The sequence below is a fragment of the Chryseobacterium sp. WLY505 genome (assembly GCF_030846215.1).
Taxonomy (GTDB): domain Bacteria; phylum Bacteroidota; class Bacteroidia; order Flavobacteriales; family Weeksellaceae; genus Chryseobacterium.
On record NZ_JAVCWI010000006.1, the window covers coordinates 54344 to 70266 of the forward strand.

Genomic DNA, 15923 nt, shown 5'->3' on the forward strand with positions numbered 1-15923 from the left:
TTATAAGCAATTCTGCTTTTTAGATTATTTTTCTTTCAAAGCATTTTCGTCAAAAGTAATCCCTTCCCAGCCGAATTTCATAAAATTCCGGATATTCTGATGATCAGTTCCTTCAGGATTTTTCAAAACATCTTCTCTGTAGAACTCACCAAAAAGCCAAAGTGTCTGTTCTTTTGTCAGATCCTGAATGCTTGCAAAGCTGAAAACCTTACACGAACCATTGTTCTGTCCGGCCTGATTGGTTGTATCTCCGTTTTGAAAAGCAGTAGGAGTAAATTCATAATGTTCATCAATATGAGCGATCACATCATTAAACTGGATCGTTTCCGGGAAATGTTTTAATTGTTCTAATAATACCATGAACCTTGTTTTTTTAATTTTATACTATGTTTACGAGTCTGCCAATGTGCTTTTTCGTCTTTTTAATTAATTTTTGTAAAAATAATTAAAATTTCTTTATCTACGCAAAACTATTGCGCAATAATGATATTACTTTGCATCATCAAAATGAAACAAAATGGAATTTAATGGAAATCATTTAATCGAATTAGGATATAGACCAGCAAAATGGTTTAAAGATGCCATTAGCTATATCAACGAGAATCATCTGGATGAACATCAGGTCGCAGAATATCTGGTACAGTTCAAACAGCCTGATCTTATGCGGCTTCATGAAACAGCTAAAGATTTTATAATCAACATACGTGCAGAACACGAAAGTGAAAATGATAATGTGGACAAAGTAATCAAAACCATGAAAGTTCTGATGAAAACTCCTACCCTTATTGGCGGAGCTTTAATGCCGGATGCCTGCCCTACAGGTCCTGAAGGTCAGATTCCGGTAGGAGGTGTGGTTGTGGCAAAAAATGCCATTCACCCTGGATTCCATAGTGCTGATATCTGTTGTTCTGTAATGTTGACAGATTTTGGAAAAACAAATCCTAAAGATGTTTTGGATGCAGCACATTCTGTCACTCATTTCGGATACGGAGGAAGACCAAGAGGAGAACAGATGCCGATGTCTCAGGAACTGATGGATGCCTTCAGAGAAAATGAATTCTTACAGGATGAAAAGCTGATCAGCATTGCCCGTTCTCATATGGGAACTCAGGGAGACGGAAACCACTTCCTCTTTGTCGGAATTTCCAAAAATACTGGAAATACCATGATGGTAACCCATCACGGATCAAGAGCTCCGGGTGCCGCTTTATATGATAAAGGAATGAAGATTGCCAACCGTTTCAGACAGGAAATCTCTCCTGAAACATTAAGAGAAAATGCCTGGATTCCTTATGATACCGATGAAGGTAAATCGTATTGGGAAGCCCTGCAACTGATAAGACAATGGACCAAAGAAAATCATACTTCCCTTCATGATGCCGTGCTGAATAAGCTGGAAATGGAGAAGGAAAACAGATATTGGAACGAACATAACTTCGTTTTCAAAGATGGAGATCTGTTCTATCACGCAAAAGGAGCTACTCCACTGGATGACAAGTTCATGCCTGATATTACAGGACCAAGACTGATTCCGTTGAATATGGCAGAACCGGTATTGATTGTTCAGGGAAAAACAAATGAAAGAAACCTTGGTTTTGCACCGCACGGAGCAGGAAGAAATTTCAGCAGAAGCCAGCATAAAAGATCATTGGCTCATAAAACCACTGAGGAAATTTTCAATGAAGAAACAGCAGGATTGGATATCCGTTTTTACTCCAATGAGATTGATATCTCCGAGCTTCCAAGCGCTTATAAAAGTGCGAAGAACGTAAGAGCACAGATAGAAGAGTACGGACTTTGTGAAGTTCTGGATGAAGTGATGCCTTACGGATGTGTTATGGCCGGAGATGTTCAGAAGAATGCGCCATGGAAGAAAAAGAAGAAATTCAGAAAAGCATAATGTTAATAGTATGTTCAAAGCTAACATTTAAACCTAACGGGTTTTAGAAACCCGTTAGGTTTGAATAAAAACAATAACCAACATTTCACAGCACTAAAAAGTTATTTAAAAAAATTCAAGGCAAAGAAAGTTCCTATATTTCCAGATTTACTTTCCGCCTTTTTACAAATTATAAGGCAAAGGGAGTTCCTATATTTTCGGAAAATTACTCCCCGCTTTTTATAAATTATAGGTAAAAGGAGTTCCTATACCCTTTAATGAATCTACTCCTCACTTATTTTTTAAACTTAAAACAATGAAAACACTACAATTATTCAATGCTGTACTGGCCAGAAAATCTGATGAAAAGCCATTTATTTCTAATGATGGATTCATCATTGAACCGGATGCTTTATGGGCAAAAAATGAAATCATCTCTTTTTATGCAAAGGAAAAACTGAATGGTAATGACTTGAATAAAACCTTTCATAAATCCTGGGAGAAAATAAAAAAAACTTCCAGAATTGATTTATTGATTGAACAGATCACCCATTATATGTCAACGTATGGAAGTAATTTCCAAAGTGAAATCTATATTCCCAATGAAATATTGGATGTTCCTGATATGAAGCTGGTTTTTAAAGTAATCAAAGCCTATTCTGTGGAAGAAATGCAGGAAAAATGCCTTGCTCTTTTAAGATCAGGAATTGCTTTAAAAGAAGAAACCATTGATGATTTGCTTTCTATTCTACATACGGAGCTGGAATATGATTTTACAGGAAAAGAAAACATCAGAAATAAAGAAGCGGTTATAAAAATTGCTGATCTTTATGATATTTACCCTGAAAATCCCGTTGAGTTTTTCCGTTATGTTATTTATAAAACAACGAATACAACGCTTTTAATCAAAAACAATGATTTGATTGATCTAATCAAGCAGAGTAATTTCAATCCGACATTCTTATTTGAAAGCTTTGGAATGGAAAAAATGGCAGAAATTTTCAACAGATTTAAACCATTATTTCTGGCTTATAAAAACAGAGCACCCAAAGCGATCAATAAAATATCAAAGTTATCTAAGACCCATCATAAACCATTGATTTCAAACCCATTGAATGACGCCACAAATACTCTATTGGAAAACAGCGATTGGCACTGGCTGGAAAATGCAACACCGTTTGCCTTATTCAAAGCATTGTCAGCATGTTACTCAAGAATGTATGGCCAGGATACATTTGTCTACAGAGTCCGAAACGGAAAATCATGGACTAAAAAAGGTAAGGAAACTTACGTGAATCAGTTCAATTATGATTTCATTCTGGACTTTTTGAAACTGAAGTATGAAAACCTATCCGGAAAGAAATTCTATTTCCCTGAGAATATAGAATTTGCGTTGCCAACTTCTGAAAAGATGTTTGTTGGAAACATTCCTACCGGAACCCGTTTTTATGCGGATAGACTGGCTGTAGGTATTTATTGGGAAGACCAATGGGGTGCCAATGACCTTGATCTTTCAGGATTGAACATCGCAGGAAAAATAGGTTGGAATGCCGCTTATAACCATGGTAACGGACAATTGATGTACTCCGGAGATATGACTTCTGCTCCTAATGGCGCTGTTGAATATCTTTATGCCAATAAAGGTCTGTGTGAGCCAACACTTGTCATGAACAACGTTTTCAGTGGAGATGCCAACTGCGGATATAAAATTGTGATCGGAAAAGGAGATGACATTTCCTACGATTATATGATGAATCCTAATCATCTCTTTGCTGAGGCCAGATGTAATTCTGTTCAGAAGCAAATGATTCTGGGAATGCTGGTGACAAAGAATGAAAAGCAATGTTTCGTACTGTTGAATTTCGGAGCAGGACATTCACATGTTTCAGGAAATAGCCAGATTTCTGCAATGGCCACAACGGCATTGTATCAGCAATGGTATGAAGCGATGCCTTTCAATGACCTTATCAAAGAACTTGGAGGTGAGATTACCACAGAAAAAGCGGAAGCTGATTTTGATTTCTCACTGGAAAGCCTGGAGAAAGATAGTTTTATCAGAATTTTTAAATAAATTCTATGGCGTCATCTGATGGTATCGGGTGGCGTTTTTTCGTGGTGGTTGGGTTAGGGAAACTTGAGAACCACCCCGTCAAAAATTCTTTGAATTTTCGCCACCCCTCCGAGGGAGGGGAATTTTTACGTCTTCAGTTGGGAGATTGGTCGGGATTGTACTGTTTTCTTTGTGTGTGTTTATGGGATTGCTGCTGGATTCCTACGGAATGGCACAATTGCAATGATAGTTTATCCATACAGTTTGTCATTCCGCAGGAATCCAGCCTACAAAATTTAGAATTACCTAATGTATACTATTACAAACTGATGTATACTATTACAAACAACTTATATTTTGGCTAAAGCCGATTGAAAAGTGTAATCTTTAACAAACGGACTAAAGTCCGTTCCTATTGAATACAAGCCTTTATGGTAATTATACATTTATCTTCTTCACTGAAAAAACTCCTTCATTCACATTAATAATCACTTTTTTCCCATAATCAATCTGAATACTGAACATATTCTCCAATGGAAACTGAAGGACCGCCTGCAGGATCAAACGAATAACTCCGGCATGCGTAACTATAAGTGCTTTCTCCAGATCTTTTCTCTGAATCAATTCTTGCCAGAAGCTGAGAACGCGATTTTGCATTTCCAGAAGACTTTCACCGCCTGAGGCTTTTACACTCACAAAATCCTGATACCACGGATTGATTTCTTCTTCAGGAATATCCGTCCATTTTTTCATTTCCCAGTTCCCGAAATTCATTTCACGAAGTCTTTCGTCTGTCTGATAATCAAACTTAAAAAAATCGGCTAAAAGCCGGCAGCGTTGAGAAGGACTTGAAATAATTACATCATAATCCTTATCTATTCCCAATATTTTAAAATCTTCAGTGAAATCTTTACGTAAAGGCATTTCAGCAAAACCATAACACCGATTTTCCGGATTGTCTACAGCAGTATGACGGATCAGATGAATTTCCATACGATGATTGTTCCTAAATAAAATAAAACTTCACAAACCTGCTGTACCGATCCCAGACAATCACCTGTATACCCTCCGATATGTTTTTTAAAATACCAGCCCATATATATTTTTCCTAAATAAGCGAGCGCAAAAGCAAAAATCAAATACCAGTCCTGAACCAGGGCAAATGCAATTAAAACACTGATAAATCCTACCAGCAACGCCATCTTATCCAACGGTTTATTGGCTAAAGGCTTTGATTTACTTACATCAATATCAGTGACATACTGATGAGTATAGATCATCGTTCCCGCAATAAAACGGCTTACCGTATGACCTAAAACAACAATGAGTAAAACACCCACCGGATTACTCATTCCCAGGGCCTGAATGCTATAAAATTTTAAAGCGAAAAGCAAAATGATCCCTATTGTTCCATATGCTCCTACCCGGCTGTCCTTCATAATCGTCAGGATTTTTTCTTTTCCATATCCGCCCCCGAAACTGTCGCACATGTCTGTAAAGCCATCTTCATGAAAAGCTCCGGTCAGCAAAACATTGGAAATCATCATTAAAACAATCCCGATTTCAAGATTAAAAAGTAATGAAGAAAGATAAAGAACCAAAGCGTTGATGAACCCTACGATCAAGCCTACCCAGGCAAAATATTTCTGGGATTTATTCATAATCTCACTGGAGTACGGGATGGTAAACGGAACCGGAATTCTTGTGAAAAACATGAGTGCCGTTGCAAAGTAAATCAGTTCATTTTTTATAGCTTTCATTTAGTTTTTATTTGATACATCTGCATCTTCAAAACTTGACATTTCATTCAGGAAATTAACCGCACTCTGAATAATCGGATACGCCAATGCACAGCCTGTTCCTTCTCCCAGACGTAGATTCAGATTGAGAATGGCCTGCTCTCTCATCAGTCCCAACAACTGAGGATGGGCATTTTCATTGCTTACATGACAGAAGATACAATTGTTCAACACTTCCGGATTCTTTTTCCAGACCGTGGCTACAGCAACTGTTGCGATAAATCCATCCACCATGATCAGCATGTTGTGATGATAAGCTTCTTCTATGGCCCCGATCATTTGAGCTATTTCTAATCCACCAAATGTTTGGGCAATTTCATCCTCGGTCATTTCAACCTGATATTTTTCAATAGCGTCTTTTAAAATACTGATCTTATTGTCTAGCTGATGATCATTCAATCCTGTTCCGCGTCCAACACAGTTGGTAATAGGAATGTCGAAGAGTTTACTCATCATCAGAGAAGAAGCAGAAGTATTCCCGATTCCCATTTCACCGAAGCCAATAATATTGCAGCCTTTTTTCGCAATATCATTCACCACAGCTTTTCCATTTTTAAGCGCCTGCTGATACTCTTCAGGTGTCATGGCAGGTTCTTCCAGAATATTACGGCTGGATTTTCTGACTTTTTTATCCACCAGATCCAATCCTTCCGGAAAATCAAAGTTGACTCCGGCATCCACAATTTTGATTTTAATATCATTCTGCCTGCAAAAGACATTGATGGCTGCGCCTCCGCCAAGGAAATTCATCACCATCTGATAAGTTACTTCCTGTGGATAGGCACTTACTCCTGCAGCAGCAATCCCATGATCGGCTGCAAAAACCACCATATGTGGATTCAATAACTGTGGGGAAGTAGTTTTCTGAACCATTCCGATTTTGTGGGCAATATGTTCAAGATGTCCTAATGCCCCTAATGGTTTTGTTTTAAAATCAATTTTATGCTGTAGTTCTGATGATAACATGGATGTTTATAGTTATGTTAAATGGAAAAATGCAATATTAGTAAAATTCAATGAGTCTTTTTCTTTTGCCTTGACACAAAAGAAACAAAAGGTCAAGATCTTGAAAATTGAGCTAAAAATAAAATGTGTTCTCTAAAAATTCTAAACTCGTGCGAATTCATTATTACTTTTTTGTATCAATATATTTGTCGCACTCAGACAGGAGAATTTTCTTAACGTTCACACAATTTATTTTTTTAACGCCCAATTTTCAAAAGTCAAAAAATTTTAGCCCGCAATATTCACTTACTCACCAACCCGAACCCCGAAACTCTCAAACTCTCCCACACTCAAACCCTAAAACCCATCCCCACGAAACCTGCACCTCGAAACTTAAAACATCTACGCGAGTACATTGCGCACTTCATCTTTTACTTTGCACTATAAATACAAAACAATGACACCAAAAATACTTGAAAAAATAAAAGAAGTTGAGGCTGCAAAAGGCGTAAAAGTCCTTCTTGCCGTAGAATCAGGGAGCAGAGCCTGGGGTTTTGCGTCTCCTGACAGTGATTTTGATATACGTTTTATATACCGTCACGACAAAGATTGGTATCTTTCTCCATGGGATAAGAATGAAACGATAGAGTTTATGACAGAAGATGACTTGGACGGCTCCGGCTGGGATCTGAGAAAGACCTTTCACCTTTTACTGAAATCGAATGCGGCTTTACTGAGCTGGTTCTATTCTCCTATCGTGTATAAAGCGGATGAAAGGTTTGTAGAACTCTTTAAACCTTTGGCTGATGCCTGTTTTTCTCCGGTAGCCGTTTCTTATCATTATCTGAGCATGAGCAAGAAATATCTGGAAGCGTGCAGAAGTGATGAAGTAAAATTAAAAAGTTACTTTTATTGCCTACGAACCACCCTCACCGGAAAGTGGATCATAGAGAAAGGAACAGTTCCACCCATATTGTTCAGTGATCTGCTTGTTTTAACAGATGATGCAACCAGACGAAAAATAGAAAAACTCGTTGCCTTAAAAGCCACCAAAGGAGAATCTTACTACCATCCAAACGATTGGAAACTGTTTGATTTTCTGGAGAGAACAGTCGCTGAAAATGAAGAAAAATCGAAAGTTTTATCTGGAGGAAAGGCCGATAAAGGTGAGATGGAGAGGGTTTTTAGGGAGATTTTAAAGTAGAAAATTACATAAAAAGCTTATTTTACATAAAAAAAAGATACAGATGAAAAATATAATCGCTCTTTCTCCCATGTATACGGAAGATAGCAATAATTTGAAAAAAGCATCGCTCACTTCTTCTTATGAACTGAGTCGTTTCAATGCAAAATGGAATGTTCCGGAGGAATTTCGTGCGGATGTAGTAGCAGTCTATGGTGAAGATATTTATGCAGAAATTGTAGCAGAGCAATGTAATCTAACATTAACAAAGCCCAATGATAACTGGCTCTCAAACATTTCAGAAGAATTTACAAAACGGAAAATTGTTTACGGAAAGTTGAAAGACTTCTTACATGAAGAAAATATTTTTATCAAATGTTCGGATTTTAAAAGCTTTAAAGCAGGAGTTTTCGATAAAGTTACAAATATCAAAGGCTTTGAAACACTTGATCTGGAAAGCATGGTTTTCACTTCAGAAGTAGTGGAATGGGAACTTGAGGTTAGATGTTTTGTTTTGAATAATGAAATTAAAACTTATTCTTCTTATTGGAGAAATGATGCTTTCGACATCAACCCGCTTTCTGAACCGGAACAAAAAGATTTGTTTGAGTTTTTCGGCAGGTTTATTACACAATATGCTGAAACGCTTCCAAAAGCAATCGTTCTGGATTTCGGTATTATTAAAGGAAAAGGCTGGGCTTTGATTGAAGCAAATCCTGCATGGTGTTCCGGGTTGTATGCCTGTGATGCAGAAAAAGCTTTGGAAGTAATTTTAAACAGTTGCATTAAAAATTAGACTCAAAAATACATATATATTGATTTTATAAATGACCATCCAAGACCTAAAAAACAAAAAACTCCTCCTTTTCGAAGCCATTTCCGGAAGCAGAGCTTTTGGGCTTGCAACGGAAAATTCTGATACGGATATCCGCGGGGTGTATTATCTACCGAAGGAAGATTTCTTTGGACTGAATTATATTCCGCAGATTTCCAATGAAACGAATGATATCACGTATTATGAAATCGGGAGATTTGTCGAACTTCTTCAGAAAAACAATCCTAATATTCTGGAGATTCTGGCAAGTCCGGAAGATTGTATTCAGTACAAGCATCCGTTGATGGATTTATTGAAAGCTGAAGATTTCCTATCCAAATTATGCAAAGATACTTTTGCGGGCTATGCTGTTTTCCAGATTAAAAAGGCAAAAGGTCTCAATAAAAAGATTGTAAATCCGATTGATAAAGAAAGAAAATCAATCCTGGATTTCTGTTTTATTTTGGAAGGACAAGGTTCTGTACCGTTGAAAAAGTGGCTGGATGAATTCCCCGTGTCCGCAGGACGTGTTGGTCTCTCACAGGAAAATTGCGGATTGATAAACATTGATCATACCAAAGGAATGTATGCTCTGTTTTATGATGAATCGGGGACATTGGGATATAAAGGAGTTATTCAGAATGAAGAAGCTAATCAGGTTTCTGTATCCTCTGTTCCTAAAGATGAAAAACCGGTTGCTTACCTGTTTTGTAATCTTGATGCCTATTCTGTGTATTGCAAAGACTACAGGGAATATTGGAAATGGGTTGCTGAACGCAATGAAGACCGTTATAATGTCAATCAGACTCACGGGCAGAATTATGACAGTAAGAATATGATGCACACCATCCGCCTGCTGCAGTCCTGTGAACAGATTCTTAAAACCAACTCACTGACGATCCGTGTAGAAAACCGTGACGAACTCTTAAATATCAAAGCAGGAAACCAGTCTTATGAAAGTGTCATCCAAAAGGCAGAAAACCTCATACAATCTATAGAAAATCATTATTCCACTTCCACTCTACCCGACGCTCCGGATCTGGAAAAAACAACAAAAATCTTAGTTCAGATCAGAGAAAAACTGTACAATAATGATGAATTATAAATGATAAGTTATGAATGGTGGGACTGTTGAAATCCAACGCTCCCACTCTCTCACTCACCAATGCTAAAACACTCTCCAAAACCCGAATCCCGAAACTCGCATTCAAACCCGAAACCCGCACCCCGTACCCCGCAACTCTCCACACACTCACTTACCCTCAAACCCTCCCACTCTCAAACCCTCCAACCCCAAAACTCACTTCTTCGCTGCCTTCGCCAACGGATTATAATCAAGACATATTTTAATCCAATACTCAAAGTCATCAGGTTTTTGAAAACCGATGGGTTCTACATAGCAATAGCCATTTAACTGTTTCCCTTTCATGATCATTGGGAGAAAGCCTTTCTTTTCGGAAACCTCATCTTCTAACTCCGGATCATAACGGCACATCAGATTATCATGACTGATATTGATGCACATCTTTCCGTTCACCAGAAAAGACAGTCCGCTGAACATTTTCTTTTCTTCAACTTCTATATTATTTTCTATGGAAAGCCGTTCACGTACGCGATCGGCAAGTTCAGTACTGTAAGCCATGATTTCAATTTTTTTTGATCTATCCCTTTTAGTAATAATGGCTTCGACAGGTTCAGCCTGACAGTGCTTAAAAATTCCGGTTGGTATTCAAGTAGTTCCCCTGAGCCTATCGAAGGGCATCAATAAGAAAACCTTTGTTAATTATTAAGCTCGAGTATTAATTAAAGGGATAAGTCGGTTAACTTTTTTGTTATTAAAATTAATTAAAAAACCATGATGAGCACACTATTTCTTTCAATTTATTGATGGATTCTTATTTTAGAAAATAAAATTTTATTTAAATAAATTATTGTTTTACGATAATTAATTATACATTTGCAATAGTAATTAAAGTTCGTACCATGAACCAGACCAAAATTATTGCAAGAATTTTATTTTATATCTGTGCGTTACTTTCGGCCGGATATTTAATCACTTTTGGGTATTCCTTATTCTGTCTGATCACAGGATTTTCGGTTACACCTTATAAAGAAGGAAAGTTCCTTCATGTCAATTATCCGTTTACAGAACAGCCGTTTCTGAATATTGAAAACAATTACCCTTATATGATCTTTTCCTTTATGGTGGTACTTATCACTTATGGAATCTTTTTCTGGTTATCTGCCAGGGTTTTCAAAGTGTTTTTCCAACAGAAACTGTTTACTCAGGAAAATATCATTCAGCTTAAGAGATTTTACCTGTATAATATTTTCATTCCGCTTCCACTGGTTATTGTCGCGAGTTTCTTTGTGGAAGTAGAAAGTATGATATGGGGACTGGTGTTTATTCACTTTATGCTTGGAATTTTCTGTCTGTTTCTTGCGAATATCTTTAAGCAAGGACTACATTTGCAAAACGAACAAGACTTATTTATTTAAAATGCCAATTATAGTCAACTTAGATGTGATGCTTGCCAAACGAAAAATGCAGAGTAAAGAATTGGCAGAAAAACTGGGTATCACGCCCGTGAACCTCTCTATCCTTAAAACCGGCAAAGCCAAAGGTGTCCGCTTCGATACCCTTGAAGCCATCTGTAAAATCCTGGAATGCCAGCCGGGAGATATTCTTGAATTTAAAGAGTGATCGGGATTCGGGGTGCGAGTTGCGGGGTTTGAGTGTTTTAGAGTATGAGCGTCGGAGGGTTGAAGTGTGAGAGTGTTTGAGCATGGTATGTGAAACTTCCACTTCTAACTTCTAGCTTCTAGCCTCCAGCTTCCAGCTTCCAGCCATTAACTTCTAACTTCTAAACCAGCTGCCGAAAGGCCGCCTGCCCTTCTATTGCCCAAACACAACGTTATGAACACATTAACCATCAACAATCTTAGCCTTACCTATAAAAATGGTTTCCAGGCTATTAAAAACATTTCACTGGACATTAACAACGGAATGTTTGGACTTCTTGGTCCGAACGGAGCCGGAAAATCTTCTTTGATGAAAACCATTGTAGGACTTCAAAAACCTACCTCCGGAACACTGCTTTTCAATGAAGTCGATATTGTCAAGAATCCTGATTATATTAAACAGAATCTCGGATTTCTCCCACAGGATTTCGGAGTATATCCGAAAGTTTCTGCATATGATCTATTGGAACATATTGCCGTATTGAAAGGGATTACCAACAAAAGCGAACGTAAAAAACAAATTCCGGGTTTGCTGGAAAAAGTCAATCTTTCTGATTTTGCTAAAAAAGAAGTCCATACTTTTTCAGGCGGAATGAAGCAGCGTTTTGGCGTTGCCCAGGCCTTATTGGGAGATCCGAGGATCATCATTGTAGATGAACCTACTGCAGGATTGGATCCTGAGGAACGTAACCGTTTCAATACGCTGCTCAACGATATCAGTCAGGATGTGATTGTCATTCTGTCCACACATCTCGTTGAAGATGTCAGAAATCTCTGCTCGGAAATGGCAGTGATGAATCATGGGCAAATCCTCCGAAAAGGAAATCCGGGAAAACTGATTGCAGAGCTGGACAATAGAATCTGGTCAAAACCCATTCACAAAAGCGAACTGGAAAGGTATCATTCCAGCTATGAAATTATCAGCAGACAGCTTTTGGAAAGAGAACTCCACATCACTATATTTTCTGAAGAATCTCCGAAAGATTTCAGCCCGGTAACTCCTTTGCTGGAGCACGTTTACTTCCGCACCCTCACCCAAAAACCTTAATCATGAACGCGATAATTTTATTTGAAGCCGGACGCTCTTCCAAGCACTGGCTCACCTACCTTGTGGCGTTACTTTTAATAGGAATGGGTATCTTTTGTGGAAACCAGTTCAATCTTTCAGTAGGAGAAGGGATTTATTTAAACTCAACCTACACCATTGGTTTTATGACCGGAATGTTGAGCCTTGCCGTGATTTTTTTTGCTACGGTCTATGCATTGCAGCTGCTTTTTAAAGATCAGGATTCAAAATTTGACAACATCCTTTTTTCATTTCCTTTTTCAAAGCTCACTTATCTGAAAGGGAAATTCTCCACCTATTTTTTACAGACTTTTTTAAGCTTTTCTTTCTTAATGACAGGATTTATCATAGGTCAGATGATGCGGACCGGAAGTGAAATGCAGGCAGGTTTTAACATTGTCCATTACCTATATCCTTTATTCATCTTCGGTTTTATCAACAGTCTGGTTATATGCAGTTTTCTGTTTCTCATAGCGGTTGCGGTAAAGAGAAAATTACTTGTTGTAGTAGGTGGATTGCTACTATATGTTTTCTATATGATTATTCTGCTGTTTTCCAATTCACCCTTTATGGCGGGAAGTCTTCCACAGTCACTGGAAACACAGCAGTTTTCAGCTTTAATTGATCCTTTTGGATTATCCGCTTATTTTATGGAAGCCCGTGATTTGACTGCCCATCAGAAAAATATACAAATGGTTCCTTTTGCAGGATACCTTTTATTCAACAGGCTTTTATTTTGCTTTATATCTATTGGAATTTTACTCCTTTCACTTAAATTATTTTCTTTCTCCATGATCCCTGGACACAAAGTAAAAACATCCGGAAATATTCTTACATTTTCGGAAACAAATGAAGCAGAATATTCCACGGTGAAGCCAGACTTTGGTTGGAAGAATTCATTTCGATCTGTCTTGTCTTTTGCAAAAACAGACCTCACTTATCTGTTTAAAAGTGCTGCTGTTCCTGCCGTTTCCATACTGTTGTTATTTTGTATAGGAATGGAAATGTATGCCGAAATTGAAAAAGGAATCCGTCTTCCGCAGAAGTATGCAGGTTCAGGTCTTATGGCGACAACCATTTCAGAGAATTTTCATCTGCTTGGACTTCTTATTTCCGCTTATTTTTTAAACGATGTTTACTGGAGAAGTTCTTCATCGGGATTTTCTCTGATTGAAAACAGCACCTATTTATCAAAAAACCGATTAACCGGACATTTCATTTCCATCAGTTTTTTGCTGTTTTTCTTTACCGGAATTTTAATTATTCAGGGAGTTATTTTTCAAATGGCTTATCAGTATTTTTATATAGACTGGAATGCTTATTTCGGTGTTTTTCTTTTCAATACTTTCCCTTTGATGCTGTTTTCCGGATTGATTCTTTTAATCAATGACAGAATTCCCAACAAATTCATAGCCCTTGGAGTTTCTATCCTTGCTGTCTTTATATTATCTGGTCCGGTTTCAGGGAAACTGATCTCCTATCCTCTCTTCAGGATTTTTTCTGATTTTAAAGGTACATACAGCGATTTTAACGGCTATGGAATCTATGAAAAGGTTTTTGCCCAAAGACTATTATTCGGAACGGGGATTATCAGTATTTTATGGATGCTCAACAGTATTATAAAAATTAAAAAAGTTCCTGTACTTGCATCTGGCTTCAGTATCATTCTGCTCATCACAGGAATCTTTACCGTAGTATTATTTATGAAAGGTTATATTCCAAAAAATGAAGATCAGGCTATATTAAGTTCCGCAGCATATGAAAAAAACTATAGAAAATATGAAAAGCTTCCACAGCCGGATATCACTGATATTGCGACAGAAATCAAACTGTATCCTTCAAACAATGCTTATCAGATTATAGGAAAATATACTCTTAAAAATCAAACCAACCAGCCTATCCATAAGGTTCTGATCAATTTTAATGAGGATTTAAAACTGGAATCTGCTGTGTTAAAGTGTGGTACCGAAATCTCAAAAATCAATAAGTCTGTTACAGAAGTTTCATTACAACAACCTCTTTTGCCAGGTAAAACAGCTTTGCTTGATTTTAAATTATCTTATCAATGGTTTGCTGTCAACGGTCACAAGTCTTTCAATGCCATTATTGAAGATGGGTCTTTCATGAGAATCAGCAGGTATTATCCTACCATCGGTTATCAAAAGGATGATGAAATTCAGGATGAAAAAGAACGAGACCAATTCAAGCTTGGAAAACTTACTGAACTGAAGAAACCGGAAGCTCCTGAAGTTTCAAAAAAGGATTTTATCAATTTGAATATGATTATTTCCACGGAAAAAAGCCAGACAGCCATTGGAACAGGAGATCTTATCAAAAAATGGTCGCAGTCCGGACGTAATTATTTTGAGTATAAAGCAGATCAGATTCCTTTCCGGTTTGCCGTTTCTTCTGCAGAATACGAGGTAAAAAGCATACACTATAAAGGAATTGACATCAATCTATTTTATCATCAAAAGCACTTTGAAAATGTGAATCACCTCCTTGAAAATGCAAAGCTTACTTTAGATTACTGTCAGCAGAATTTTGGGCAATATCCTTTTAAAAGCATCAATTTTGCGGAGATTTCTTCTTTTACCAAAGGTTTTGCCGCGACAGCCTATCCTTCCGCCGTCTTTATGCCGGAAAACATGATTTTTCACGCCAACATTCAAGCCGATAAAAAACAGGATGTCATCAATGAACTGGCAGGTCATGAGCTTTCCCATCTCTGGTGGGGCAACAGTCAGATCAATCCCGATGACAGAGAAGGTTCTGTGATGCTTACCGAAACCCTGGCGATGTATACTGAAATGATGCTCTACAAAAAAATGCATGGCCGAGAAAAAATGATGGAAAGAATCAAAGTACATCAACAGATTTACGATAATGAAAAAGGACTGTCTGAAAATGTTCCGATTTATAAAGCAACCGGAGAGGTTCCTCATATTTCATATTCCAAAGGAGCTGTAGCAATGGTAGAATTGAGTAATCTATTAGGTGAAGACAAAGTAAATATAGCATTAAAGAATTTCCTCAACAACAATCAATATCCCCAAAAACCAACTTCTCTGGATCTGATTAATGAGTTTTATAATGTTGCTCCTGATATTTCTACCAGAAAACAAATCGACAGATTATTCAAGTCCATAGAAAATATAAGTTTTACTTCAGGGTCTAAAACTGCTTCTGCAAAGGCAAAACCCAAAGAACCTATCAACAGTTTTTAATTTTTTTGAAAATATTTTTTCAGGAATTGTAACAAAGTAGAAACCTCGAAAAAACAGGAGGCGAAGAAGATCTGAAATAAAGAGTAGTTAATAAAAATCATTGCGAGCCAAAGACGAAGCAATCTCACTTTTGAAAATTTAAATAACGAGATTGCTTCAATGCTCTGCATTTCGCAATGACACAAAAAGCAAAAATCCCTCAAAACTGAGGGATTTTT

14 protein-coding genes are annotated in these 15923 nt (G+C 37.4%); 9 read left to right on the plus strand and 5 right to left on the minus strand.

Translation table 11 applies throughout. The features are described 5' to 3' along the window. Positions 1-24: 24 nt before the first annotated feature. Positions 25-360, minus strand: a complete 336-nt coding sequence (locus RAH34_RS13840) for a HopJ type III effector protein (RefSeq protein ID WP_114821242.1) — start codon at positions 358-360, stop codon at positions 25-27. A 739-nt stretch (positions 361-1099) separates the two neighbouring features. On the opposite strand from RAH34_RS13840, the gene RAH34_RS22795 reads away from it, so the two are divergent. Both RAH34_RS22795 and RAH34_RS13850 read left to right on the plus strand, forming a co-directional pair. Further along, a complete protein-coding gene (locus RAH34_RS22795; RefSeq protein WP_373427986.1) occupies positions 1100-1900 on the plus strand; it encodes an RtcB family protein in 801 nt (266 codons plus the stop codon). 295 nt (positions 1901-2195) lie between these two features. Further along, positions 2196-3950, plus strand: coding sequence for a hypothetical protein (locus tag RAH34_RS13850; RefSeq protein WP_306596525.1), 1755 nt, complete (start codon positions 2196-2198; stop codon positions 3948-3950). A 417-nt stretch (positions 3951-4367) separates the two neighbouring features. Here RAH34_RS13850 and cobC read toward each other — a convergent pair whose 3' ends face one another. The 3 genes from cobC to cobT are packed head-to-tail and all read right to left on the minus strand — an operon-like array spanning position 4368 to position 6694. Further along, the gene (gene cobC, locus RAH34_RS13855) at positions 4368-4922 is read right to left on the minus strand and encodes an alpha-ribazole phosphatase family protein (protein ID WP_306596526.1); all 555 of its coding nucleotides are present in this window, start codon (positions 4920-4922) and stop codon (positions 4368-4370) included. Next, the gene (locus RAH34_RS13860; RefSeq protein ID WP_306596527.1) at positions 4907-5689 is read right to left on the minus strand and encodes an adenosylcobinamide-GDP ribazoletransferase; all 783 of its coding nucleotides are present in this window, start codon (positions 5687-5689) and stop codon (positions 4907-4909) included. Before RAH34_RS13860 ends, cobC begins: the two co-directional genes overlap by 16 nt. After that, positions 5690-6694 carry a nicotinate-nucleotide--dimethylbenzimidazole phosphoribosyltransferase gene (cobT, locus tag RAH34_RS13865; RefSeq protein ID WP_114821489.1) on the minus strand — a complete coding sequence of 335 codons (1005 nt, stop codon included), beginning with the start codon at positions 6692-6694 and terminating at the stop codon, positions 5690-5692. A gap of 436 nt (positions 6695-7130) precedes the next feature. On the opposite strand from cobT, the gene RAH34_RS13870 reads away from it, so the two are divergent. From RAH34_RS13870 to RAH34_RS13880, 3 genes are read left to right on the plus strand one after another with little or no spacing between them, the layout of a single operon-like run. Further along, positions 7131-7877, plus strand: a complete 747-nt coding sequence (locus RAH34_RS13870; protein ID WP_306596528.1) for a nucleotidyltransferase domain-containing protein — start codon at positions 7131-7133, stop codon at positions 7875-7877. Between the two features lie 43 nt (positions 7878-7920). Next, positions 7921-8652 carry an ATP-grasp domain-containing protein gene (locus tag RAH34_RS13875; RefSeq protein ID WP_306596529.1) on the plus strand — a complete coding sequence of 244 codons (732 nt, stop codon included), beginning with the start codon at positions 7921-7923 and terminating at the stop codon, positions 8650-8652. Positions 8653-8683: 31 nt separating this feature from the next. Further along, on the plus strand, positions 8684-9775 hold the full coding sequence (locus RAH34_RS13880) for a DNA polymerase beta superfamily protein (protein WP_306596530.1): 1092 nt from the start codon (positions 8684-8686) through the stop codon (positions 9773-9775). Positions 9776-9970: 195 nt separating this feature from the next. Here the strand turns inward: RAH34_RS13880 and RAH34_RS13885 are convergent, their stop codons facing one another. Further along, entirely contained in the window at positions 9971-10312 is a 342-nt protein-coding gene (locus tag RAH34_RS13885) for a TfoX/Sxy family protein (protein ID WP_306596531.1), read from the minus strand. A 341-nt stretch (positions 10313-10653) separates the two neighbouring features. Here RAH34_RS13885 and RAH34_RS13890 point away from each other — a divergent pair, with 341 nt between their 5' ends. From RAH34_RS13890 to RAH34_RS13905, 4 genes are all read left to right on the plus strand, one after another. Beyond that, positions 10654-11169 carry a DUF2975 domain-containing protein gene (locus RAH34_RS13890; protein WP_306596532.1) on the plus strand — a complete coding sequence of 172 codons (516 nt, stop codon included), beginning with the start codon at positions 10654-10656 and terminating at the stop codon, positions 11167-11169. Position 11170: 1 nt separating this feature from the next. Further along, positions 11171-11374 (plus strand): helix-turn-helix transcriptional regulator, encoded by a 204-nt coding sequence (locus RAH34_RS13895; protein WP_002980904.1) that lies wholly within the window; start codon positions 11171-11173, stop codon positions 11372-11374. A gap of 213 nt (positions 11375-11587) precedes the next feature. Continuing rightward, entirely contained in the window at positions 11588-12460 is an 873-nt protein-coding gene (locus tag RAH34_RS13900) for an ABC transporter ATP-binding protein (RefSeq protein WP_306596533.1), read from the plus strand. A 2-nt stretch (positions 12461-12462) separates the two neighbouring features. Further along, complete coding sequence (locus tag RAH34_RS13905; RefSeq protein WP_306596534.1) at positions 12463-15705, plus strand: M1 family aminopeptidase; 3243 nt, start codon at positions 12463-12465, stop codon at positions 15703-15705. Positions 15706-15923 lie beyond the last annotated feature (218 nt).